A 22,763-nucleotide genomic window follows, 5' to 3' on the forward strand; every position below is an offset into this window, starting at 1 on the left:
TGGGATTGGCTTATGAGCAAAGGTCTTTATCAGCCTGGTGAATTCAAGGATAACTGTGGCTTCGGCCTGATGGCCCACATGCAGGGCCAGGCTAGCCACAGCGTGCTTGAAAAAGCGATCGAGGCACTCGCCTGCATGACTCACCGCGGTGGTATTGCCGCCGACGGTAAAACAGGTGATGGCTGCGGTCTGCTGATGCAGATGCCGAAAGGTTTCATGCGCGAAGTGGTTCGCGAGGACCTGGATGCCGAGCTGGCGGAAAACTTTGCCGTAGGCATGGTATTCCTGTCACGTGAAGCGGCAGCAGCTCAGGCAGCTCGCGATACTCTGGATGCAGAACTCAAGGCTCAGGGCCTGGATGTGGTCGGCTGGCGAGTGGTGCCGACAGACCAGTCCTGCCTGGGTCCGATTGCACGCGATACGCTGCCACAGATCGAGCAGGTGTTCGTCAATGCGCCGACCCAGAGCGAGCGTGAGCTCACCGTGGCTCTGTTCTCAGCACGTCGCAAGGCTGAGATTGCGCTGCAGGCCGATCCCGACTTCTATATCTGTACCCTGTCTCACCGCGTGGTCAGCTACAAAGGTCTGACCATGCCGGTAGACCTGCCGGTCTTCTTCAAAGACCTGGCTGATCCGCGTCTGGAAACGGCGGTGTGTACCTACCACCAGCGTTTCTCTACGAATACGGCGCCGCGCTGGCCGCTGGCACAGCCGTTCCGTTTTCTGGCACACAATGGTGAAATCAACACCATCGAGGGTAACCGTAACTGGGCCCGCGCCCGTGCGCCCAAGTTTGTGACCCCGGAACTGCCGAACCTGAATGAGCTGCAGCCGATCGTAAATACCACTGGCTCAGACTCTTCGAGCATGGATAACATGCTGGAGTTCCTTCTGGTGGGCGGCATGGATCTGTATCGTGCGGTTCGCATGATCGTTCCGCCGGCCTGGCAGAACGTCGACACCATGGACTCCGAGCTGCGCGCGTTCTACGAGTACAACTCCATGCACATGGAGCCCTGGGACGGTCCCGCCGGTATGGTGATGACCGACGGTCGCTATGCGGTCTGTATGCTTGACCGTAACGGCCTGCGCCCGTCTCGCTGGGTAATGACCCGCGACAACATGATCTGTACCGCATCCGAGATCGGTGTATTTGCTTACCAGCCGTCCGATATCGTGGCTCAGGGCCGCGTTGGACCGGGTCAGATCCTGGCGATCGATACCGAAACCGGCGAAGTGATGCACACCGCCGATGTGGACAACCGCCTGAAAAAGGCCAAGCCGTATAAACAGTGGCTCAAGGACAATGCTCTGCGCCTTGAGAACACCATGAACCTGACCGAGGAGTCCCGCTCCTTCCCTGAAATGAGTGCCGATGAAGTCCGCGCTCATATGAAGATGTTCAACCTCACCTATGAAGAGCGCGATCAGATCATTCGCCCCCTCGGTGAGGCGGGCATGGAAGCGGTTGGTTCCATGGGTGACGACAAGCCGATGGCTGTGCTGTCGAAGCAGATTCGTTCTCCCTATGATTACTTCCGTCAGCAGTTTGCTCAGGTAACCAACCCGCCGATCGATCCGCTGCGTGAATCGATCGTCATGTCGCTGGAAACCTGTATTGGCCGTGAGCGTAACGTCTTTGAAGAGACGCCGGAGCACGCTCGTCGTGTGATCCTGACCATGCCGGTGCTCTCCGCCAGCAAGTTCAACCGCCTGCGCGACAACAACGTTGAAGGCTTTGAGCCGATCCAGCTGGATCTGAACTACGATCCGAGCAAGCTATCCCTGAAGGAAGCGATCGAGAACCTGTGCGAGTCAGTGGAAGCCGCTGTCCGTAACGGCAAGGTGCTGATTATCCTGTCCGACGCCAAGATCCGTCAGGGCTTTGTACCTATCCATGCGGCCATGGCCACCGGTGCTGTACACCACTACCTGATCGACAAGGGCCTGCGTACCGATGCCAACATCATTGTTGAAACCGGTAGCGCCCGCGATCCGCACCACTTCGCCGTACTGTTCGGTTTCGGTGCCACCGCGGTTTACCCGTACCTGGCGTACCGTGTACTCAACGATCTGTGCAGCACCGGCGAGATTCAGATGTCTCCGCTGGACAGCCACGAGAAGTATCGCAAGGGCATCGACAAGGGCCTGTTCAAGATCCTGTCGAAGATGGGTATCTCTGCGATCACCTCTTACCGCGGTGCCCAGTTGTTTGAGGCGGTGGGCCTGAGCTCCGAGATCGTTGATCTCTGCTTCAAGGGCGTTACCAGCCGTATCCAGGGTGCCCGTTTTGAACACTTCCAGGCCGAGCAGGAAGTGCTCGCCAAGGAAGCCTGGAGCGCGCGTAAGCCGATCCGTCCGGGCGGCCTGCTGAAGTACAAGTTTGAAGGCGAATACCACGCCTACAACCCGGATGTGGTTAAAACCATCCATGAAGCGGTCACTACCGGTGACAAGCGTGCCTACAACCGCTACGCCGACCTGGTAAACAACCGTGGTATCGCCACGCTGCGTGACATGCTTGCGCTGCGCAAGGACGTCAAGTCGATCTCAATCGATGAAGTCGAGCCGGCCGAGAGACTGTTCCCGCGCTTTGACTCCGCCGCCATGTCCCTCGGTGCTCTGTCACCGGAAGCGCACGAAGCGCTGGCGATGGCGATGAACGAGCTGGGCGGCCGCTCCAACTCCGGTGAAGGTGGTGAAGATCCGGCGCGTCATGGCACCATGAAACGCTCCAAGATCAAACAGGTCGCATCCGGTCGTTTCGGTGTGACACCGGAATATCTGGTCAACGCCGATGTTATGCAGATCAAGGTAGCTCAGGGCGCCAAGCCGGGTGAGGGCGGTCAGCTGCCGGGCGGCAAGGTCAACGACCTGATCGCGCGTCTGCGTTACTCCGTACCGGGCGTGACCCTGATCTCTCCGCCGCCGCACCACGATATCTACTCTATCGAGGACCTGGCGCAGCTGATCTTCGACCTAAAACAGGTGAACCCTGAAGGTCAGGTATCAGTGAAGCTGGTATCCCGTCCGGGTGTCGGCACCATCGCCTGCGGTGTGGCCAAGGCCTACGCGGACCTGATCACTATTTCCGGTTACGACGGCGGTACAGCGGCATCTCCGCTGACCTCTATCCACTACGCCGGTTCTCCCTGGGAGCTGGGCCTGGTGGACGCGCACCAGTCGCTGCGTGCCAACCACCTGCGTGGCAAGATCCGCCTGCAGACAGATGGTGGTCTGAAGACCGGTCTGGACGTGGTCAAGGCTGCGATTCTGGGCGCCGAGAGCTTCGGTTTCGGTACCATGCCGATGGTGGCGCTGGGCTGTAAGTACCTGCGTATCTGCCACCTGAACAACTGCGCCACCGGTGTCGCTACCCAGAACGATGAACTGCGTCGTGATCACTTCCGCGGTACCGTGGAAATGGTCAAGAACTACTTCCGCTTTGTGGCTGAAGAGACCCGCGAGTGGATGGCCAAGCTGGGCGTGCACACGCTGGAAGAGCTGGTGGGCCGTGTCGATCTGCTCGAGGCGATCGAAGGTCAGACCGAGCGTCAGAAAGGTCTGGATCTGTCCGGCCTGATCAGCGACGCCGGTATCCCGGCCGAATACCCGCAGACAGTGCAGCAGCATCGCAACGAGCCGTACGATCTGGGTGAGCTGAACAACCGCATGCAGGAGCTGACTGCAGACGCGATTCTGCACAAGTCCGGCGGCAAGTGGGAACTTGAGATCTGTAACTGCGACCGCTCAGTGGGTGCACGTACTTCCGGTGCTATCGCCAAGGTACATGGCAACCTGGGTATGGTTGATACGCCGATCGAGTTCCACTTCAAGGGGCATGCAGGTCAGTCCTTCGGTGTCTGGAACGCCGGCGGTCAGAATCTCTACCTTGAAGGTGATGCCAACGACTACGTCGGTAAGGGCATGGCCGGTGGCAAGCTGGTGATCCGTCCGTTCGACGAGGTGACTTTCGCGTCCAACGAGACCGCGATCATCGGTAACACCTGTCTGTACGGCGCCACCGGCGGCAAATTGTTCGCAGCGGGCCGTGCCGGCGAACGTTTCGGCGTACGTAACTCCGGTGTTCATGCCGTTATCGAAGGTGCCGGCGATCACTGCTGTGAGTACATGACTGGCGGTATGGTCACCGTGCTGGGTGAAACCGGTTACAACTTCGGTGCCGGCATGACCGGTGGTTTTGCTTACGTCTTCGACAAGGATCGTACCTTCGTCGACAAGTACAACCACGAACTGGTCGAGATCCACCGTATCCATACCGAGCAGATGGAGCAGTACAAGAACCACCTGCGTTCCGTGATCATCGAATATACCCGGGAAACCGGCAGCGCCTGGGGTCAGGAACTGCTTGAGAACTTCATCGATTACATCGGGTTGTTCTGGCTGGTTAAACCCAAGGCTGCAAGCCTGAATCAGCTGCTCGACAGCATGCGCAAGCGTCCGGAGTAAGTTCCGGCCGCTTAACGATCTGGTTTTCCGTAATATTGATCGCCCGGGCCGAGGCCCGGGTGACCTGAAAGAGGTGGGACTATGCCTAACCGTCTGAGTAACGATTTTCAGTTCCTCGATGTGTCCCGTGAAGGGCCGAGCAAAATTCAGGCTGAGGTTCGCAAGCGCGAATTCGCCGAGATCTATGAACCGTTTCGCAACGACGATGCGTCCGAGCAGGCGCACCGTTGTCTGGACTGCGGTAACCCGTACTGTTCCTGGAAGTGCCCGGTGCACAACCATATTCCGAACTGGCTGAAGCTGGTTTCTGAAGGCAACCTGCTGGAAGCGGCAGAGCTGAGCCACCAGACCAACTCTCTGCCGGAAGTCTGTGGCCGTGTCTGCCCGCAGGATCGTCTCTGCGAAGGCGCCTGCACCCTGAACGATGGCTTCGGCGCCGTGACCATCGGTCCGGTTGAGAAGTACATCAGCGACACTGCGTTCGCCATGGGCTGGAAGCCGGACATGTCCAAGGTGGTCTGGACCGACAAGAAAGTAGCCGTGATTGGCGCAGGTCCTGCTGGCCTGGGTTGTGCTGATATTTTGGTGCGTAACGGCGTCAAGCCGGTTGTCTTCGACCGTAACCCGGAGATCGGTGGTCTGCTGACCTTCGGTATCCCCGAGTTCAAGCTCGAAAAAGACGTCATGGTAAAACGTCGCGAGATCTTCACAGAGATGGGTGTCGAGTTCCGCCTTAACACCGAGGTGGGCAAGGACATCAGCATCGAAGATCTGGAGAAGGAATACGATGCGATCTTCCTCGGCATGGGCACCTACACCTATATGAAGGGCGGTTTCCCGGGCGAAGACCTGGATGGCGTCTACGATGCACTGCCGTTCCTGATCTCCAACGTGAACCACTGCCGTGGCTACGAGCAGGCGGAAGAGTTTATCAGCGTTGCCGGCAAGAAGGTCGTGGTACTCGGTGGTGGTGATACCGCCATGGACTGTAACCGTACCTCTATCCGTCAGAACGCTGAAAGCGTGACCTGTGCCTACCGTCGTGACGAAGAGAATATGCCGGGCTCCAAGCGCGAAGTGGAAAACGCGCGCGAAGAGGGTGTGCAGTTCCTGTTTAACCGTCAGCCGGTGGAAGTGGTTGGCGAAGATGGCAAGGTAACAGGCCTCAAACTGGTGACCACCCGCATGGGTGAGCCGGATGAGAACGGCCGTCGTCGTGCTGAAGTGGTCGAGGGTTCCGAAGAGGTGATCGATGCCGACGTGGTTCTGGTTGCCTTCGGTTTCCGTCCGAGCCCGGCGCCCTGGTTTGAGCCGCTGAAGATCGACCTGCATCAGGATGGCCGCGTTATCGCTTCCAAGGAAGCTCCGGCTGGCCGCTTCCCGTTCCAGACCAGCAACGACAAGGTCTTTGCCGGTGGCGATATGGTGCGCGGTTCTGACCTGGTGGTGACCGCTATCTACGAAGGCCGTGAAGCCGCAGAAGGTATTCTGGATTTCCTCGAGGTGTAACCTCCGAGCGATACAGTAAAAAGGCCACCCTAGAGGTGGCCTTTTTCGTTTCTGAATCGATAGGAGAACAGCCGTGATAAAACTGTACCTGGTCGCTGCCGCAGGGCTTATGTTGGCAGGCTGCGTTCCCTTCGTGCCGTTTATCTAAGCGGCTTTCTATCTACGCTGCGTTCAGCGTTTCAGCTCGGTCTCGACAAAGATCATCGGCGTGTCCCTGGCGTTGGTTACATTGTGCTCGACACCGGCCAGGCGGTAGTAGCTCACGCCTGCCTTGATCTCAACGTGCCTAGTGCCGTCGGCATCTTCGATCTGCATGGTGCTGTTGGTGATCGGTGTGATCACGTAATCGTATTCATGACGGTGGTGACCGGTTTCGGCGCCGGGTTCGAAACTCCAGCGGGTGACGCGGACATCATCGTTATCCACATCGACGTTTGCTACAGCGGTGGAGTTTGCGCTTGCTTCACACATTTCTAAGGTTTCCTTCAGGCCGGTAATCTGTGGCCATCCTAAAATGAAAAGGACGGCGGATAGGTTGCCGGTTTTAAACCGTTACATTGATCCGCCATTGCGTAAGTGTGGCTCTCGATACACTGTCCTAGATAAAGTTTTTCAGCACCGCCGCCAGGTTATCCCCCAGAATCGGCGAGATGTAGCCGCCTTCCTGAACAATCACCGTGGGTTTATCCAGCTGCCGCAGACGTGCGCCGATCCGCGCATACCCCTCGGTGGTGATGCCCAGCACCCCGAACGGATCCTGTTCCGAGGCATCCAGCCCCTGAGCGATCACAATCGCGTCCGGTGCAAAGGCGGCCACCTGCTCCAGGGCGCTCTCCAGCGCATTAAGGTAGGCATCGTCGCTGGTTCCGTGCGGCAGCGGCAGATTCAGGTTGTAGCCGTAGCCCTCGCCTTCACCGCGTTCGTGACCATAGCCCCAGTAGTGGGGGTAGCAGCCGGCGGGATCGGCGTGGAGAGAGACGGTCATCACATCACGGCGGCGCCAGAAGATCGCCTGGGTACCGTTGCCGTGGTGCAGGTCGATATCGATGATGGCGACGCGCTCAAAGGTTTCGCGCAGACGCTCTGCAGCGACGGCTGAGTTGTTTATAAAACAGAAACCGGCGGCGCCATCCGGATAGGCATGGTGGCCAGGTGGGCGACAGAGTGCGTAAGCATGGCGTGCCTCGCCCCGAGCGACGTGATCCGCGGCGCTCTGGGCTGTCTGGGCCGAGGCGTAGGTTCCGCGCCAGGTGCCGGGGCCCACCGGGCAGGAGGTGTCCATCAGGTGCCAACCGACGCGGCCGACGATATCTTCCGGATAGGTCGCCGCGTAGCGCGACGGGTTGCTCTTGGGGATGATCTCTTCGCTGGCGTCCGGCAGCTGCTGCCACTGCTCATAGGCGGTTTCGAGAAAGTTCAGGTAATCAGGAGAATGCACTCGGGAGAGCACGCCCGGTCCGAAATCCTGGGCCTCTTCGACCGGAATCTCCAGGCCGGAGAGGGACGACAGGAAAATTTCGCCCCGCTCTGGCAGTTCCCGTGCCGCGATCGCCTTGCCGTTCTTCATATAAAATTTGGGATGGTGCTGACTCTGGTCGGCACTGTAGAAAGCTTTCATCTCAGTCTCCGGTTTAGAAAAGTACGGCTCAGCTGTTGGCAGCCTGCAGCAGAGTATGCAGTAGCAGATTGGCGCCCTTGGCCAGCTGTTCGGGCGGAGTGTATTCCTTCTCGTTGTGGCTCAGACCGTTCTCCGATGGCACGAAGATCATCGCCGTGGGCGCGACGCGGCTGATGTAGACGGCGTCATGACCGGCGCCGCTGACCAGGGTCATCGACTGCTCGGCGGGCATGAACTCGGAAGCGGCCGTGCGGATCTGTTCGATCGCCCCGCTATCAAAGGGGGAGGCGGGTAACTCCCAGAACTGTTCGATACTGACGCTGAGGTTGCGTGCTGACGCCAGCGCCTCAATCAGCGCCCTGGCTTTATCTTCCAGGGCTTGCAGCGCCTCCTGGCTCGCTTCGCGCAGGTCCAGAGAGAAGATCACCTCGCCCGGCGATACGTTGCAGGATGCGGAGGGGATCTCGAGTTCACCGATGGTACAGCGGGTGGACGGGCCGCCGGCGGCGGCCATCTCGGTCAGCTCGGAGATCATTTTTGCGCTGCCGACCAGGGCATCGTTGCGCATCTCCATGGGGCTGGGACCTGCATGGCAGGACTGGCCGCTGACATGCACCCGGTACCAGCGCATACCAAGCACTCCGGAGACGATGCCCAGATCGATATTGTTCGCCTCCAGCACCGGGCCCTGCTCGATATGCAGTTCGAAATAGCGGTGTATCTCTGTCTGCGTGCGGTTGTCGGTGTCGTAGCCGGCCTGCAGTAGAGCGTCGGCAACGGTCACGCCGTTCGCATCGGTCTTGGCCAGGGCTTCCTCTAGGGTAAACACGCCGGCGAATACGCCTGAGCCGAGCATCGCCGGCTTGAAGCGTGCACCCTCTTCGTTGGTCCAGACCACCACTTCGATGGGGCGTTCGGTTTCGATACCCCGTTCATTAAGAGCGCGAATCGCTTCCAGCCCGGCCAGGCAGCCGAAGATGCCGTCGAATTTACCGCCGGTGGGCTGGGTATCCAGGTGGCTGCCGGTGACGATCGGCGCCAGGTCGTTATTGCGCCCCGGACGGCGCAGGAACAGATTGCCGATCGCATCGATACGCAGGCTGCAGCCTTCGGCCCGGCACCAGTCGATAAACAGCTGGCGGCCGCGAAGGTCCTTTTCCGACAGCGCCAGGCGGTGGCAGCCGCCCACCTTGCTTCCGGGCACATCGACATGGCCAATATCGCCGATCGCCATCAGAGACTGCCAGAGGCGCTCAGCGTTGATGTTCAGACCTTGCATGGGAACTCCTTTAGTAGCCGATCTCTTTCAGTACCTGGTTGGCGGGTGCCTCACCGCGGACGAACCTTTCCACTTCCTCTGCCAGGTTGGCCGCCGCCGCAGAGGGGCGTACGTCGCTGGCATCGTGGGGGGTGACGAAAATCTTCGGGTGATCCCAGATTGGGCTGTCGGCTGGTAGCGGTTCGGGGGTGAACACATCCAGCGCCGCACCTGCCAGTTGGCCATCTTCCAGCGCTGCGAACAGATCTTCAGGCACCAGGTGGTCGCCCCGACCGATATGGACCAGGTAACCACCTCGCTGGAGTTTGCTGAAAGTATCGCGATTGAGGATGCCGCGGGTTTCATCGGTCAGCGGCAGCACACAGATCAGCACCTCGGTGCGTTGCAGAAAGCTGTCCAGCTGTTCCGTACCGGCAAAGACCGGAATCTCTTCGTTGGTCAGGGTTTTGAAGCTTTTGCGCCATCCGGCCACGTTGAAGCCGAGGGCGTGGCAGTCATCAGCGATCTTCTCGCCCATAAAACCCAGGCCAAGAATGCCGACATTGATATCGGCGGGCGCCCGCATCGGGTGACGTTTCCAGATGTGCTGCGCCTGCTGTTCACGGTAGCGTTCGAAATTCCGCTGGTGGCCGATGATGTGCCAGAGAGCGAAGGTACTCATGATCGAGGCCTGCTCAGGATCGCGATTTCGGCAGACGATCACATCGTCCCTGAGACTGGGGCAGGCGAGGATGTTATCCACACCGGCCGCGATGGAGGCCACCAGTTTTACGTTGGGATAACGGTCGAAAATATCGTCATCCGGGTACCAGAGCAGGGCAAAGGTGATCTGCTCCGGGTCATGCGGCATATCCGAGGTCAGGAGGGAAAGCTCGTCTGAATAACGGTTAAAGCTTTCCAGGTAGGGCGCAGGATCTACGCCTTTTACTTGTAAGATGCCCTGTTGCATTACGCCGGTTGTCCTACTGCTGTGGGTTGATGTTCGCTACGCCAGTCTGCACCGGGAATTGAAGCGATCAGGTTCTGGGTGTAGGTATGTTGGGGATCTTCGAAGACCGCCTTGGTGTTGCCGGCTTCGACGATCTTGCCGTGCTGCATCACGATCACCCGATCGCACACCTGAGCCGCGACGCGCAGGTCGTGCACCACGAACAGCACCGCCAGGTTGAGTTTCTTTTTCAGTGTGTCGATCAGCTCCAGGATCTGAGCCTGTACCGAAACGTCCAGCGCCGAGATCGCCTCATCCGCCACCAGAACCTGAGGGTTGTGCGCCAGTGCCCGGGCGATACCGACGCGCTGGCGCTGGCCGCCGGAGAACTCATGGGGGTAGCGATCCAGCGCTGTTTCCGGCAGTTCCACCAGTTTCAGCAGTTCCCGTGCTCTATCCATCGCTTCCGCCACGGGTACGCCCTGGGCGATGGGACCATCGGCGATGATACGGCCGACGGTCTTACGGGGGTTCAAGGAGGCGTAGGGGTCCTGGAACACCATCTGGATCTGCTTGCGAAACGGAGCCAGCGCCTTGTGATCCAGGTCCTGGATGGCGCTGCCGCCGAGCAGGATCTCACCGCTGTCGGAGTCGAGCAGGCGTACGATGCAGCGGCTGACGGTGGACTTGCCGGAGCCGGATTCGCCCACCAGACCGAGGGTTTCACCGCGATAGAGATCGAAGCTCACATCCTGGGCGGCGTGCACGGTGCGCGCCGGCTTGAACCAGCCGCCGGGAGAGACATAGGTCTTACACAGGGACTTCACCGACAGGGCCGGGCTCTGGCCCGCTCTATCCTCAATTTCGCGATCCGGTGCACTCAGCGGCGGTACCGCGGCGATCAGCTTTTTCGTGTACGGGTGCTGGGGTTGGTTGAGCACCTGCTCGCGGCTGCCGATCTCGACCATATCACCGTACTGCATCACCACCACACGGTCGGCGATCTCGGCGACCACGCCAAAGTCGTGGGTGATAAACATCACCGCGGTTCCGTGCTTGCGCTGCAGCTCCTTGATCAGGTGCAGAATCTGCGCCTGGGTGGTGACATCCAGTGCGGTGGTGGGTTCGTCGGCGATCAGGATCGATGGCTCAAGTGCAAGGGCCATGGCGATCATGACGCGCTGGCGCTGGCCGCCGGAGAGCTGATGCGGATAGACCCGCATCGCCTTTTCCGGGTCGGGCAGGCCCACATCCTTGAGCAGTTCCAGCGTGCGCGCCTTGCGCTGCTGCTTGCTCAGGTCGCTGTGGATAAGAAACACCTCGCCGATTTGATCCTCAACCCGCATCAGCGGATTCAGCGCGGTCATCGGCTCCTGGAAGATCATGCTGATGCGGTTACCGCGCAGATCCCTGGCACGCTTCTCCTCCAGTGAGATCAGGTCCTTGCCGTCAAAGATGATGGCGCCCTTATCCACCTGGATCGCCTTGGGCAGCAGGCCCATAACGGCGTTGGCGGTCATCGATTTACCGGAACCGGATTCGCCCACGACACAGAGGATCTCGCCGGGATAGAGCGAATAGCTCAGCTTGTTGACCGCGTAAGGGCGGTCGGCGCCTTCCGGCAGGCGGATCGACAGATCCTCGACTTTCAACACAGGATTCATATCAGCTCTCCCGCTTGCCAGAGAGTTTCGGGTTCAGCGCCTCGTTCAGCCCTTCGCCCACAAGATTCAGTGCCAGCACAGTGATGGCGATGGCCACACCGGGGAAGAAGCTCAGCCACCAGGCCTGGCGGATCACGGTGCGTGCGGCGCCGATCATATAGCCCCAGGACATGATCTCCGGATCACCCAGGCCGAGGAACGACAGCGCCGATTCCAGCAGAATCGCCGTGGCTACCATCAGCGAGGCCATGACGATGATTGGTGACAGGGTGTTGGGCAGGATTTCGCGCAGGATAATGTTGCGGTTGGTCTGGCCGTTCAGCCGTGCCGCCAGCACATACTCCTGGTTACGCAGGGCAAGGAATTCGCCACGCACCAGGCGAGCTACCGGTGGCCAGCTCACCAGGGCGATGGCGATGGTGATGGAGTAGACCGAGGGTTCGAAGATCGCCACGATCACGATCGCCAGGGCGAAGCTCGGTACGGTCTGGAAGATCTCGGTGAAGCGCATCAGCGCCTCGTCGATCCAGCCGCCGAAGTAACCGGCGGTGGCGCCTAGCGGCACGCCGATCAGCAGCGCGATCAGTGTGGAGATCAGCCCCACCAGCAGGGATATCCGTGCCCCGTAAACCAGGCCCGCCAGAACATCGCGGCCCATGGTATCGGTGCCCAGCATCAGATCAGTGTTCTCCATGGGCGGCATGAACGGGCGGTTCACCATTTTCCAGGGAGAGGTTTCGTAGAGGTAGGGCCCGAAGATGGCGACCAGCACGAGGAAAACGAGCACGATCAGTCCGAACAGGGCTACCTTGTTGGTCGATAGTTTTCTCAGAATACTCATTTGGTTAACTCAATCCGTGGGTCCACGAGGCAGTAGATGATGTCGGTGACCAGGTTGAACAGCACCACCATCGCCGAAGAGATGAAGAACACGCCCAGCAGCAGGTTGTAGTCGCGCTGGAACAGTGCCTCGAACATCAGGCGGCCGATGCCGGGCCAGGCGAATACGGTTTCGGTGAGGACCGCGCCGCCGATCATCTGGCCCGCCTGTAGACCTGCCAGAGTAACTACCGGCAGCAGCGCGTTGCGCAGGGTGTGACGGAAGGTTACGCGGCCTGGCGACATCCCCTTGGCCTTGGCGGTTTTGACAAAGTCGGCGCGGCTGGTCTCGATCATCGAGGTGCGCGTCATGCGGGCATAGACCGCGGTAAAGAACAGCCCCAGCGTCATTGCGGGCAGCACCAGGTGCTCGGCGATATCCACCACCCGGTCCCAGCCGGTGTAGTTGGCGCCCACGGTTTCCATGCCGAAGGCGGGCAGCCAGCCGAGAAACACCGAAAACAGCAGCACCGCCATCAGTGCCAGCCAGAACAGCGGCGTGGCGTAGAACACCAGCGCGGCGACGGAGATGGCGGAGTCGATCCATTTACGGTGGTTGGAGGCGGCGATCACCCCCACCAGTACACCGAGGCCCAGCGACAGCACGAAGGCGGTGCCGGTCAGCAGCAGTGTGGCGGGCAGGCGATCCATGATCAGGTCAAACACCGGCATCTGTTGGCGGTAGGTCTGGCCCATGTCGAACTGCACCAGGTTGCTGATGTAAACCCAGAGCTGGTAGTAAAGCGGCTGATCCAGACCGAACTGTTCACGCAGCTGTTGCAGGAACACTTCGTCTGCGGCGCCGGCTTCACCAGCCATCACCTTGGCGGGGTCGCCCGGTGCGGCCCGGATCAGAAAGAAGTTGAAGATCGCGATGACGAACAACACCAGCAGGCCCTTGATCAGGCGTCCACCGATATAGAACAGAGTCTGGATGCTCATAGATATTTCCGTAGATCGGGGGCGGGGCCGTCAGTGACGGCGGCCCCGCCCGTTTAGCGCGGAAGATCGATTACTGCTCGATCCAGGCGGTGCCGAAGGCATCGTTGACGCCGATGGCGGAGTCGATCAGGTTGTGAACCTTGCAGTTGTAGATGGTCGGGAACTCAAGCTCGAGCAACCAGCCCACCGGTACATCTTCAACCAGCTGCTGCTGCACCTGCTTGTAGAGTTCCGCGCGTTTGCTGTCCGGGAAGGCGGTGGCGGCTTCGTCGAACAACTGGTCCACCTTCTCGTTGGCGTAGCCTTCAACGTTGTTCCAGGGCGAGCCCTTGGCGATGTTGTCGGAGATGTAGGAGCGGGAAACGCCCAGCGCCGGATCGCCGTACTGGTAGAGGTAGCTGAACGACAGGTCGTAATCCCAGTCGGAGAGCTTCTGGTTCCAGCCCGCCACATCGGTGGCGACCATATCGGTCTCGATACCCACTTCGCTCAGGTTCTGACGGATCGCTTCGGCCCAGCGCTGCCAGGTCTCGCCGTAAGGCATAGGCATCAGGCGCACCGGGGTGCCGTCGTAGCCCATCTCTTCCAGCAGTTCCTTGGCCTTTTCCGGGTTGTATTCGTAGTCCGGCAGATCCTCATCGAAGAACTTGGTCTTGGAACTGATCGGGCCCTTGGCGATCTTGCCGTAGCCGTTCCACAGCGCGTTCTTGGCGAACTCACGGTCCATGGCATACATGATCGCCTGGCGGAAGCGCTTGTCCGACATCGGGTAGTTACGGTTGTTTATCCACAGCCAGGCGTGGGGCGAGAAGTATTCCCAGCCTTCGGAGGTTACGCAGGAGTTCTCCAGGCCAGTAAGACGCGGAATATCGAAGTTTTCCACCGAACCGCCCGGCAGCACGTCGATCTTGCCGGTTTCGTAAGCCACTGAGCGGGAGGCCGCATCCGGAATCACGTGCCAGTAGATCTCGTCCAGGTGTGGCAGGCCTTCCTGGTGGTAGTTTTCGTTACGCACAGCGTGGATGTAAGAACCTTTCTGCCACTCATCAAACTTGAACGGGCCGGTGCCGATCGGGGTGTGGTTGGCCGGATTGGTTTTGTAATCGGTACCTTCATAGATGTGCTTGGGCACCATCGGCATAGTGCCGGTCTCAAATAGCCCTATGAAGGGGCCGAACGGCTCTTTCAGCTGGAACACGACGGTGTAGTCATCCGGCGCGGTGATAGAGTCCACGTACTCCAGCGACTGACGCAGGCGGGAGTTGGTTTCACGCAGGAACTTGTCCACAGAGAACACCACGTCGGCGGAAGTGAACGGCTTGCCGTCGTGCCAGGTTACGTTCTCTTTCAGGTGGAAGGTCCAGGTGGTGCCATCCTCGCTGCTCTCCCAGGATTTGGCCAGCAGCGGTTGCGGCTCGAGGTTCTTGTCGTAGCGCAGCAGGCCTTCATAGATGTTGCCGGCCACCTGTTGGGTGGGCGCATTGGAGTAGATGCCGATCATCAGGCTGGGCGGCTCGGGCTGAACCACCACGTTCAGCGTACCGCCGTCGGTGGGTTCGGCGGCCTGCACGTTGATGCAGCTCAGCGGGAGGGCAGCGGCCAGTGCCGCCTGCAATAGCAGTTTTTTCATGAATCAGATCCTCGATTGCTCTTGGTGGCAGGGGCTCAGGCCCGGTAGTGGGGGGCAACTGTTTCAAGAAGGCGCAGATAGGCAAGCCACTCGGCATGGAAGCCGTTGCGCTGGCTCAGTTCGGCAAACTCTTTGTATTGGTCGGAGGTGCGTTTGCAGATTTCCGGCTCGACGTTCTGGATCGTCAGGCCGCTGGAGAGAATCGCCAGTTGTGTCTGACAGGTGCGCTCCAGGTTGAACATCAGGGTGAAGGCTTCACCGACGTTATCGCCCAGGGTCATCATGCCGTGGTTATCCAGGATCAGGACCTTGTTGTCCGGACCCAGATCCTTCACCAGGCGCTCCCGTTCGGCCAGGTTCAGTGCGATACCCTCGTAGGGGTGGCGGGATACGGCTTGATAGAACTGCATCGACCATTGGTTGATCGGCAGAATGCCTTCCTTGGTTGAAGAGACCGCTACGCCGGCCACGGTATGGGTATGCAGAGCGCATTGAGCGTCCGGACGGGCGGCGTGAACGGCGGAATGGATGGTGAAGCCGGCCGGGTTGGCGCCCATGCCGAACGGGTCATCGAGGATGTTGCCATCCAGGTCGATGGTGACCAGGTTGCTGGCGGTCACTTCACTGAAGCGGGTGCCGTAAGGGTTGATCAGGAAGCGGTCATGCACACCGGGCAAACGCGCAGAGATATGGGTGTAGATGCTGTCGCTCATACCGAAGTGTTCGATCAGGTTGTAAGCGGCAGCGAGGTCTACACGAATTCGTTCCTCTTCGCTCAGCTGCGGATACACATCGTTAATAAAATCCGTACTGGCTGCGCTGTGCATGGATGCTCCTTTATCGGGTAGAAAATTGATGTTGGATGCTGCTCTTGCCCCGTCGCTGTGGCAGCGGCAATAACCCATTCTTTGTTAAGTGAATCGACACTACAATCGATATATTTCGGCGTTATTGTTGATTTTATGGAAACATTTTGGCCAAGAAGAAGTGTAGCTCCGGTTGAGGAATCAACAACTTGGGAAGGGGGAGATTGAATCGATTTTTATCGTTCGGCTGTCTTTCAAATAGTTATGCAAGTTGGAGGCCACTGGCTGCTGTGAGAGGTTGGGGGTACTGCTCGGACGGCGTAACAGCTGGGCTGTGGCCGATTTATGAAGGTTGGAAACAGGCTGGCTGGAGGCTTAAGCGCAGGGAGGCTCTGCAACTATGCTCATTTTTGGTGCGCAGGGAAAAGATAGTGCATCTTTCGGTATCTTGGCTAAAGAGCCAGTTTAGACTACCGCGAAAGCATCAACTAATGGTTGTATCCGCTGCCATACTCAGCCGATGATTCCCGCGCCCTTGCGTCTCCAGTTGCGTTGCTCGGCGGCGAACTTGTCTTCCAGCCAGCGCACAAACGCCTGCACATCGGGGCGGTCGGTTTTCTCCGGCGATGTGACGAAGTAGTAGGCCTTGGGCGCGTCGATGCTGATATCGAAAGGCATCACCACCAGGCCTCGGGCCAGGGCATCCCCGCTGAGCATGTTGTCCCCCAGTGCGATTCCCTGGCCGGCAATGGCGGCGGATTGGACGAAGTGGGCATCGGAAAAGGTAATACCGCCCTGGAGCTGGGCATTCTGGGCGCCGACGGCGGCGAGCCAGACACGCCAGTTGGTCTGGTTGGCCAGGTGCAGCAGGGTGAAGTTGGGCAGATCTGTCGGGCTTTTCAGGCCTTCGGTACGGTTCAAAAACTGGGGGCTGCAGATCGGGAATAGCTGCAATGTCATAAAACGACGCACGTTCATATCGGGCCAGTGGCCGTCACCGTAGGAGATGAACAGATCCACGTCCTCGTTGCTGGTGTCATCCGGGGTGCGCGGTGAGCGCAGATCCAGCTCCAGCTTCGGAAACAGACGCTGGAACTCGCCAATATGGTGACAGAGCCAGTAGGTGGCAAGGCCAGGAATACAGCTGATAATCAGACGGCCGGTAATATCCGGACCGCTCTCCCAGCGCGCGGCGGCCTGCAGGATCTGCAGTGATCGTCTGACCTCGCCGGCGTAGCGCTGCCCCTGAATTGTCAGGCCGATATTGCGGCCGCTGCGGTAGGTCAGGGGAAAGCCCAGGCTCTCCTCGAGCCCCGCAATCTGTCGGCTGATGGCACTGCGGGTCAGATTCATCTCCCGTGCTGCACTGGTCACGCTACCGAGCCGGGCGACCGCTTCGAAGGCGCGCAGGGCGGTAATGGAAGGGTAGTGCTGCATCGGCTAGTGTCCTCGGGTCGCGGGAGTATCGGCATTCCATCTTGTCGCAAGGCTGGGGAAAATTAAAGCGGCGACAGAGGCCCTTGAGCCAAACGTCACTGATAGGGAGCCGCTTGCCGGCGCAGCGCCATACTGGCATTTTAAAAATGGCAGTATGAACAGAGATAGGGCTTGGCTACATTCTCGCCGGGCATTTAATAGCTGTGTCACTGCAGCTTCGCTGCGAGTCTCTGTTGACCGCACAAGCCCCGGACAATGGACTCTCATTCAAGCTCCGCGTGGCTGCTGAAACGATCCTCCTGGCGCTTTCCACTCTCTGTGCGCACCCATTCACCCGCGATAGGCAAGATGTCGATGAAAGATAAGGATATCCGTTACCACAGCAGCCACTGGGGTACTTTTTCCGCCCGTAACGAAAACGGCAGACTCGAGATCACGCCGTTCGAAAAAGATCCCGACCCCTCCAAAATTCTTGCCAACATCCCCGCAGCTCTGGACCACCCGGCCCGACTGAGCAAGCCGCTGATTCGACGCTGCTGGCTGGAGGATGGACCGGGGCCGGATACACGGCGTGGCGAGGATGACTACATCGAGATGGAGTGGGATCGGGCGCTTGATCTGGCGGCCAGTGAACTCAAGCGTCTGGGAGCGGGGCCCGAACAGCCCGCGGAGGGACCGGTTGCCGGGAGCCGTGTGTTTGGCGGCTCCTACGGCTGGTCGTCTGCCGGTCGTTTTCATCATGCCCAGAGTCAGGTGCATCGCTTTCTGAACTCCACCTTTGGCGGTTATGTTCGCTCCGTGGATACCTATTCATCGGCGGCGGGTGAGACCCTGTTGAGCCTGGTTTGGGGGCCGGCGATGAAGCTGGCGCGAGATCATCCAACCTGGCAGGAGATTGCGGAGGAGACCGAACTGCTGATCGCCTTTGGCGGTCTGGCCATGCGTAATCTGGAGACCAGCCCCGGCGGCATCTCCCGTCATACGGCTCGCTCATCGCTGCAAGCCGCGGCTGAACGGGGTTGTGAGTTCGTCTCGATCAGCCCGCTCGGTGATGACTTTACCGACCTACCCAACGTCACACGCGTCGCACCGCGACCGGCCACCGATGTAGCCCTGATGCTGGGAATGGCCTGGCAGCTTCACGCCAGTGGTCAGGTCGACCATGCCTACCTGGAGCGGTTCACCACAGGGTATGACCGGTTTGAAGCCTATCTTCTGGGGAAAACGGATGGGGTGGAGAAAACTCCGGAATGGGCAGCGACGATCTGCGGTGTACCGGCCGAACGGATCATCGAGCTGGCCGAGCAGGCCGCCAGTAAACGTACCCATATTGCGGTGGCCTATTCGCTGCAGCGCTCGCAATATGGTGAAGAACCGGTATGGATGGCGCTGACGCTCACCGCCATGCTGGGCCAGTATCCGCTGCCTGGCGCTGGCTTTTCCTATGCGCTGGGGTCTATCAGCAGTGTCGGTAAGCCGCCCTTGGCTGTGCCTCTGCCAACCCTGCACCAGGGTACTAACCGGGTGGATGATTTCATCCCCGTGGCGCGCATCGCCGAGCTGCTGTTGCACCCGGGCAAGCGCTATACCTACAAGGGTGAAACCCGCAGTTACGCCGATATCCGTCTGGTTTACTGGGCCGGCGGTAACCCCTTTCACCACCATCAGGACCTGGAAAAGCTGCGTCGCGCCTTCAGCCGTCCAGATACGATTATCATCAATGAAAGTGTCTCCACCGCATCGACTCGCTACGCCGATATTATCTTTCCGGCGACGATCACCGCAGAGCGGGAGGATATAGGGGCGGGGAGCAATGATCCGTTTCTGGTCCCGATGCAGCGCTTAACCGAGGCGCGCAACGGCGCTCGGGATGACTACGATATCTTCACAGAGTTGGCCGCACGCCTTGGGTGTAAGGAGTTGTTCACCGAGGGACGCAGCAGTCGCCAGTGGCTGCATCATATGTACACACGTACCCAGCAGGCGCTAAGCGAGCGCAATATGCCTGCGCCGGACTTCGATGACTTCATGCAGGGCGGTATCCTCGAACTGCCGACCTCATCTGCCCCAGGCGGCATCGCCCGCTTCCATCAGGATCCGGACGCCTTTCCACTGAATACCCCGAGCGGCAAAATCGAGATCGGCTCCGACCGGGTAGCGCGCAGTGAGCTGCCCGGTCACCCGGCCTGGGTGGAACCGGACGAGTGGCTGGGAGGTGAGCAAGCCAAAACGCACCGCTTTCAGCTGGTGGCGAACCAGCCTAAAGGCAAACTGCATAGCCAGCTGGATTTTGGTGCGACCAGCATGGCGCAAAAGCTGAAAGGCCGGGAGGTCGCCCGCCTGCATCCTGACGATGCCAAGGCACTTGGGGTTAACGCGGGCGATGTGATCCGCCTATGGAACGGGCGCGGGGCAGTGCTGGCGGCTGTGGGTATCAGTGATCAGCTGTTACCTTCGGTGGTGCAGTTATCCACCGGCGCCTGGTATGCGCCACAAGAGCTGGAAGGTTCGGGGATCACCTGCGTCAACGGTAATCCAAACATCCTGACGTCGGATGCAGGGGCTTCGGACCTCAGCCAGGGCTGCGCCGGGCAGCTGTCTCTGGTGTCTATAGAGAAGTGGGAGGGGGCGGTCCCTGAAGTGGTTCCCCATGAAAAGATGATCCGTATTTGCCGGCGCTGAACCTCTACCTGTCGGAGTGCTGTTCGGGCAGAGGTGGCTATTGCTCTTTGCCCGATACGCATTGAACGCTGCCTTGCCAACGCCCCAGCATGAAGGACAGTGCAAGAGCGCAGGCGCTCAGTAGTAGCAGGGTAAGCACAAGAGTCGCCCCTGTAGGCCAGTCGTTTTGCCAGGCTGCTAAAAGACCCAGGGTGTAGCCTGAGATGCCGATCAGCCAGCCGACGAAGGGGTGGATTGTGCGTGCGATCAGGGCAGGGGCGATCAATGTTGTGAATACCAGATAGATACCCAGCAGGGGCACAGAAAGGCTGACCAGTAACGCAAACAGGGGGTAAAACAAAGCACCATCTAACAGGTTGGGGCGCCAGGCCTTAGCCGCCAGAAGTATGGCGCTCAGCAGTGCCAGAGGGATCAATTCGCGATAGCCTACCCAGAGTACGTCGCCGCTAAGGCTGCGCGTCAGGTATTGATAGCCATGAGGATCGGCTGCGACCAGAAGCAGCAGTGTAGCGGCGGCCCCAGAGTAGACCAGCCCGATCAACGCTTCCCGCTGGGCAGGAAACAGCCGGGCCAGATGCCCGATCAGCACCGCCCCACTGACCGCCAGCAGGGTGCCTCCCAGCTGCATTGACTGGGTCGAGTGGTTGCCCAGCCAGTGCGCTAGCAGTCCTCCCAAGGCCGCCAGCTGAGCCACCGCCAGATCGATAAACAGAATGCCCCGTCTGAGTACCTGCCGACCGAGTGGAAGATGGGTCAGCAGGACCAGGCATCCCGCCAGGAAAGGCGGTAGCAGTAGCGCGACATCAGCGCTCACCCTGTAACTCCAGCAGAGCCGAGATAAGGTGGTCGAACAGCTGTTCCGGCCGTTCGATCTGCTGTTCCGGGGTCAGCGTGGATGGCAGCGACAGCACCGGGGTAGCCGTTTTTTCGCCCAGCCATTCGGCACTTTGCGGCGCCTGATACCAGGCGTGAACGATAGCGAGAGGCGCTTCCTCCTCGACCTTGTCGATCAACGATGCCAGATGGGCTGTGGTGGGTGGTACGCCGGGTTTAGGCTCCAGGTCGGCGATCACCTCGATGCCCAGCGAACGCCACAAATAGTCGAAGGTGGTGTGCTGGGCCAGAACTCGCTCGCCTTTCAACGGTGCGGCTTGCGTGCGCCAGCGTTCGATATTCTGCTGCCAGCTTTCTTCCCAGGCGCTCTGTGCCCGCTGGTAGGTTTGCGCATTCTCGGGGTCCAGATCTATCAGCCGCTGGGACAGGGACTGTGCAACGAGGGCCAGTCTTTCCGGGTCCAGGTGCAGATGAGGATTGCCCTCCGGATGGACGTGAGCGGTATCGAAAAAGCCAGTCTCTGTCTGGTCGATCGTTTCAACCTGTTCAGCGGCGAACAGTAGACCGGGCCTACCAGTTTGCACCTTGGGATTGGCGGCGCGCTGCTGCAGGGCGGGCAGCCAGCCCGCCTCCAGTTCAGCGCCGCTGCAGATCGCCAGGTCGGCACCGCGCAACTTCGAGATCAAGCTAGGGCGGGCCTCTATGTAATGAGGGTCCTGGTATGCATGGGTTGCACTGAATACAGAAGCCTGAGGCGCAAGCTGCTGGGCCAGCCCGGCCCACTCGGGTTCGCACGCGAATATGGAAAAAGCCGAGGCCGGATTGGCAGCCAGCGCCAGACCAAGCAGCGAGGCCGCTTTAAAAGGCGTGCGCATCGTGGGCTCCGAAGCTGATGATGTACTGCAGGGTCAGAGCGTTGTCTGCACTGTCGGACAGCGTATCCTGCCAGTCCTTGCGCACATCCTGATGGGCATATTGCAGACGCACCGTCTGGGTATGGGTGGGATTCCAGGCCAGCATCAGTGTGGATTCGGTCATACTGGCTTCATGGAAGTGGTCGTCGTGCCCCATCTGAAGGTCTACCCGTCCGTGACGGATGCCGGCACTCCACTGTGGAGAAAAACGATATACGGCAGAGCCGTACCAGCCTTCGTGGTAGTCGCTGCTGGCCGCACTTTCGTTGGGATCAGTCGCGCGAATATATTCACCGGACAGGGTCAGTTGCTGGCCGCGATTATTGCCCTGCGGGGACCATTTCCAGACGATGTCAGCCAGGTAGAGGTGTTTGCCGGCATACTCGGCGCCATGGCTGTGACCATGATGAGCATCATCTTCGTGCTCGTGCTCGTGCTCGTGCTCGTGTTCATCGTGCGCGTGCTCTTCGTGAGCACCGCCCTGGTCGAGCATGCGGTTTCGAAGGTAGCTCACGCCTGCCTGCCAGCTCTGTGACGCACCAATGTCGCCACCCACTTTGGAGGAGACTGTCCAGGCTCCGATGGTGCGGTCGTGGTCGAATTCGCCCAGTTCATCACCCGTGAACGCCTCTGCGCCAACCCGCCAGTAAAGTTCAGTAGGCATTACAACATTGAGGCCGATACCGTCATCGTAATAGTGGCCGCCCAGGAAAGAGCGGTAGATCAGAGGACGTTCGGTGAAACTGTCGGCGTGGGGATGCTGGCCGTTCAGATAACCAATATCAGAGAGAAAGCGTCCGGCTCTGAGGGTCATGCCCGCTGGCAGCGCCAGTGTCTGCAGATAGACCTCCTCGAAGTTGAACTCTGTCTCTTCTTCATTGGCTTCGCCAACGGCGGTGATGGTTCCGTCAAAGAGGTTGCCAAAACGCTGGCTGACGCTTAATTCGGTATGGCTCAGTCCCCAGCCCTCATGGCGTCCGCCAAGGGCGGTATTATCCGATTTGTGGTAGGCATCAACGGTGAGGCTTACGTTGGGGTATTGATCTGCCGCCTGAGCTGAAACTGAAGCTACTGCCAGGGTCAGTAGCGCGGGTTTTAATACGCGAATTCGCATCCTTATTCTCCGTCGTTGGGTAACTGCAACGGCGGATCTTATTTGAATTGTTATAAC

The 22,763-nt window shown here is 59.5% G+C and carries 16 protein-coding genes; 3 read left to right on the forward strand and 13 right to left on the reverse strand.

Annotation, left to right across the window (positions count from 1 at the left end; all coding sequences use genetic code 11):
- The first annotated feature begins 12 nt into the window (after positions 1 to 12).
- Both gltB and CLV83_RS15860 read left to right on the forward strand, forming a co-directional pair.
- The gene (gene gltB, locus CLV83_RS15855) at positions 13 to 4,470 is read left to right on the forward strand and encodes a glutamate synthase large subunit (RefSeq protein WP_132294590.1); all 4,458 of its coding nucleotides are present in this window, start codon (positions 13 to 15) and stop codon (positions 4,468 to 4,470) included.
- An 81-nt stretch (positions 4,471 to 4,551) separates the two neighbouring features.
- Complete coding sequence (locus tag CLV83_RS15860; RefSeq protein WP_132294593.1) at positions 4,552 to 5,979, forward strand: FAD-dependent oxidoreductase; 1,428 nt, start codon at positions 4,552 to 4,554, stop codon at positions 5,977 to 5,979.
- 171 nt (positions 5,980 to 6,150) lie between these two features.
- On the opposite strand, the gene CLV83_RS15865 is transcribed toward CLV83_RS15860, so the two are convergent.
- The 10 genes from CLV83_RS15865 to CLV83_RS15910 all read right to left on the reverse strand — a co-directional run bounded on the left by CLV83_RS15865 (position 6,151) and on the right by CLV83_RS15910 (position 17,162).
- Positions 6,151 to 6,450 carry a cupin domain-containing protein gene (locus CLV83_RS15865; RefSeq protein ID WP_132294596.1) on the reverse strand — a complete coding sequence of 100 codons (300 nt, stop codon included), beginning with the start codon at positions 6,448 to 6,450 and terminating at the stop codon, positions 6,151 to 6,153.
- 127 nt (positions 6,451 to 6,577) lie between these two features.
- On the reverse strand, positions 6,578 to 7,597 hold the full coding sequence (locus CLV83_RS15870) for a histone deacetylase family protein (protein WP_132294599.1): 1,020 nt from the start codon (positions 7,595 to 7,597) through the stop codon (positions 6,578 to 6,580).
- A 28-nt stretch (positions 7,598 to 7,625) separates the two neighbouring features.
- Positions 7,626 to 8,876 (reverse strand): Zn-dependent hydrolase, encoded by a 1,251-nt coding sequence (locus tag CLV83_RS15875; protein WP_132294602.1) that lies wholly within the window; start codon positions 8,874 to 8,876, stop codon positions 7,626 to 7,628.
- Between the two features lie 10 nt (positions 8,877 to 8,886).
- Entirely contained in the window at positions 8,887 to 9,825 is a 939-nt protein-coding gene (locus tag CLV83_RS15880; protein ID WP_132294605.1) for a 2-hydroxyacid dehydrogenase, read from the reverse strand.
- Positions 9,825 to 11,468, reverse strand: a complete 1,644-nt coding sequence (locus CLV83_RS15885) for an ABC transporter ATP-binding protein (RefSeq protein WP_132294608.1) — start codon at positions 11,466 to 11,468, stop codon at positions 9,825 to 9,827. Before CLV83_RS15885 ends, CLV83_RS15880 begins: the two co-directional genes overlap by 1 nt.
- 1 nt (position 11,469) lies before the next feature.
- Positions 11,470 to 12,309 carry an ABC transporter permease gene (locus CLV83_RS15890; protein WP_132294611.1) on the reverse strand — a complete coding sequence of 280 codons (840 nt, stop codon included), beginning with the start codon at positions 12,307 to 12,309 and terminating at the stop codon, positions 11,470 to 11,472.
- Positions 12,306 to 13,289: an ABC transporter permease gene (locus tag CLV83_RS15895; protein WP_132294614.1), complete on the reverse strand. Its 984-nt coding sequence runs from the start codon at positions 13,287 to 13,289 to the stop codon at positions 12,306 to 12,308. Before CLV83_RS15895 ends, CLV83_RS15890 begins: the two co-directional genes overlap by 4 nt.
- Positions 13,290 to 13,359: 70 nt before the next feature.
- Entirely contained in the window at positions 13,360 to 14,919 is a 1,560-nt protein-coding gene (locus tag CLV83_RS15900; RefSeq protein ID WP_132294617.1) for an ABC transporter substrate-binding protein, read from the reverse strand.
- Between the two features lie 35 nt (positions 14,920 to 14,954).
- Entirely contained in the window at positions 14,955 to 15,746 is a 792-nt protein-coding gene (locus CLV83_RS15905) for a class II aldolase/adducin family protein (protein WP_132294620.1), read from the reverse strand.
- A gap of 492 nt (positions 15,747 to 16,238) precedes the next feature.
- Positions 16,239 to 17,162 (reverse strand): LysR substrate-binding domain-containing protein, encoded by a 924-nt coding sequence (locus CLV83_RS15910; RefSeq protein ID WP_132294623.1) that lies wholly within the window; start codon positions 17,160 to 17,162, stop codon positions 16,239 to 16,241.
- Positions 17,163 to 17,510: 348 nt separating this feature from the next.
- On the opposite strand from CLV83_RS15910, the gene CLV83_RS15915 reads away from it, so the two are divergent.
- The gene (locus tag CLV83_RS15915; protein WP_243642412.1) at positions 17,511 to 19,844 is read left to right on the forward strand and encodes a molybdopterin-dependent oxidoreductase; all 2,334 of its coding nucleotides are present in this window, start codon (positions 17,511 to 17,513) and stop codon (positions 19,842 to 19,844) included.
- 37 nt (positions 19,845 to 19,881) lie between these two features.
- Here CLV83_RS15915 and CLV83_RS15920 read toward each other — a convergent pair whose 3' ends face one another.
- The 3 genes from CLV83_RS15920 to CLV83_RS15930 are packed head-to-tail and all read right to left on the reverse strand — an operon-like array spanning position 19,882 to position 22,706.
- Positions 19,882 to 20,658 (reverse strand): metal ABC transporter permease, encoded by a 777-nt coding sequence (locus CLV83_RS15920; protein ID WP_132294626.1) that lies wholly within the window; start codon positions 20,656 to 20,658, stop codon positions 19,882 to 19,884.
- On the reverse strand, positions 20,648 to 21,553 hold the full coding sequence (locus tag CLV83_RS15925) for a metal ABC transporter substrate-binding protein (protein ID WP_132294629.1): 906 nt from the start codon (positions 21,551 to 21,553) through the stop codon (positions 20,648 to 20,650). The genes CLV83_RS15920 and CLV83_RS15925 overlap by 11 nt, the downstream gene beginning before the upstream one ends.
- The gene (locus CLV83_RS15930; RefSeq protein ID WP_132294632.1) at positions 21,537 to 22,706 is read right to left on the reverse strand and encodes a hypothetical protein; all 1,170 of its coding nucleotides are present in this window, start codon (positions 22,704 to 22,706) and stop codon (positions 21,537 to 21,539) included. The genes CLV83_RS15925 and CLV83_RS15930 overlap by 17 nt, the downstream gene beginning before the upstream one ends.
- Between the last annotated feature and the right edge of the window lie 57 nt (positions 22,707 to 22,763).

Origin of the sequence: Marinobacterium mangrovicola (assembly GCF_004339595.1) — a bacterium.
Classification (GTDB): Bacteria; Pseudomonadota; Gammaproteobacteria; order Pseudomonadales; family Balneatricaceae; genus Marinobacterium_D; species Marinobacterium_D mangrovicola.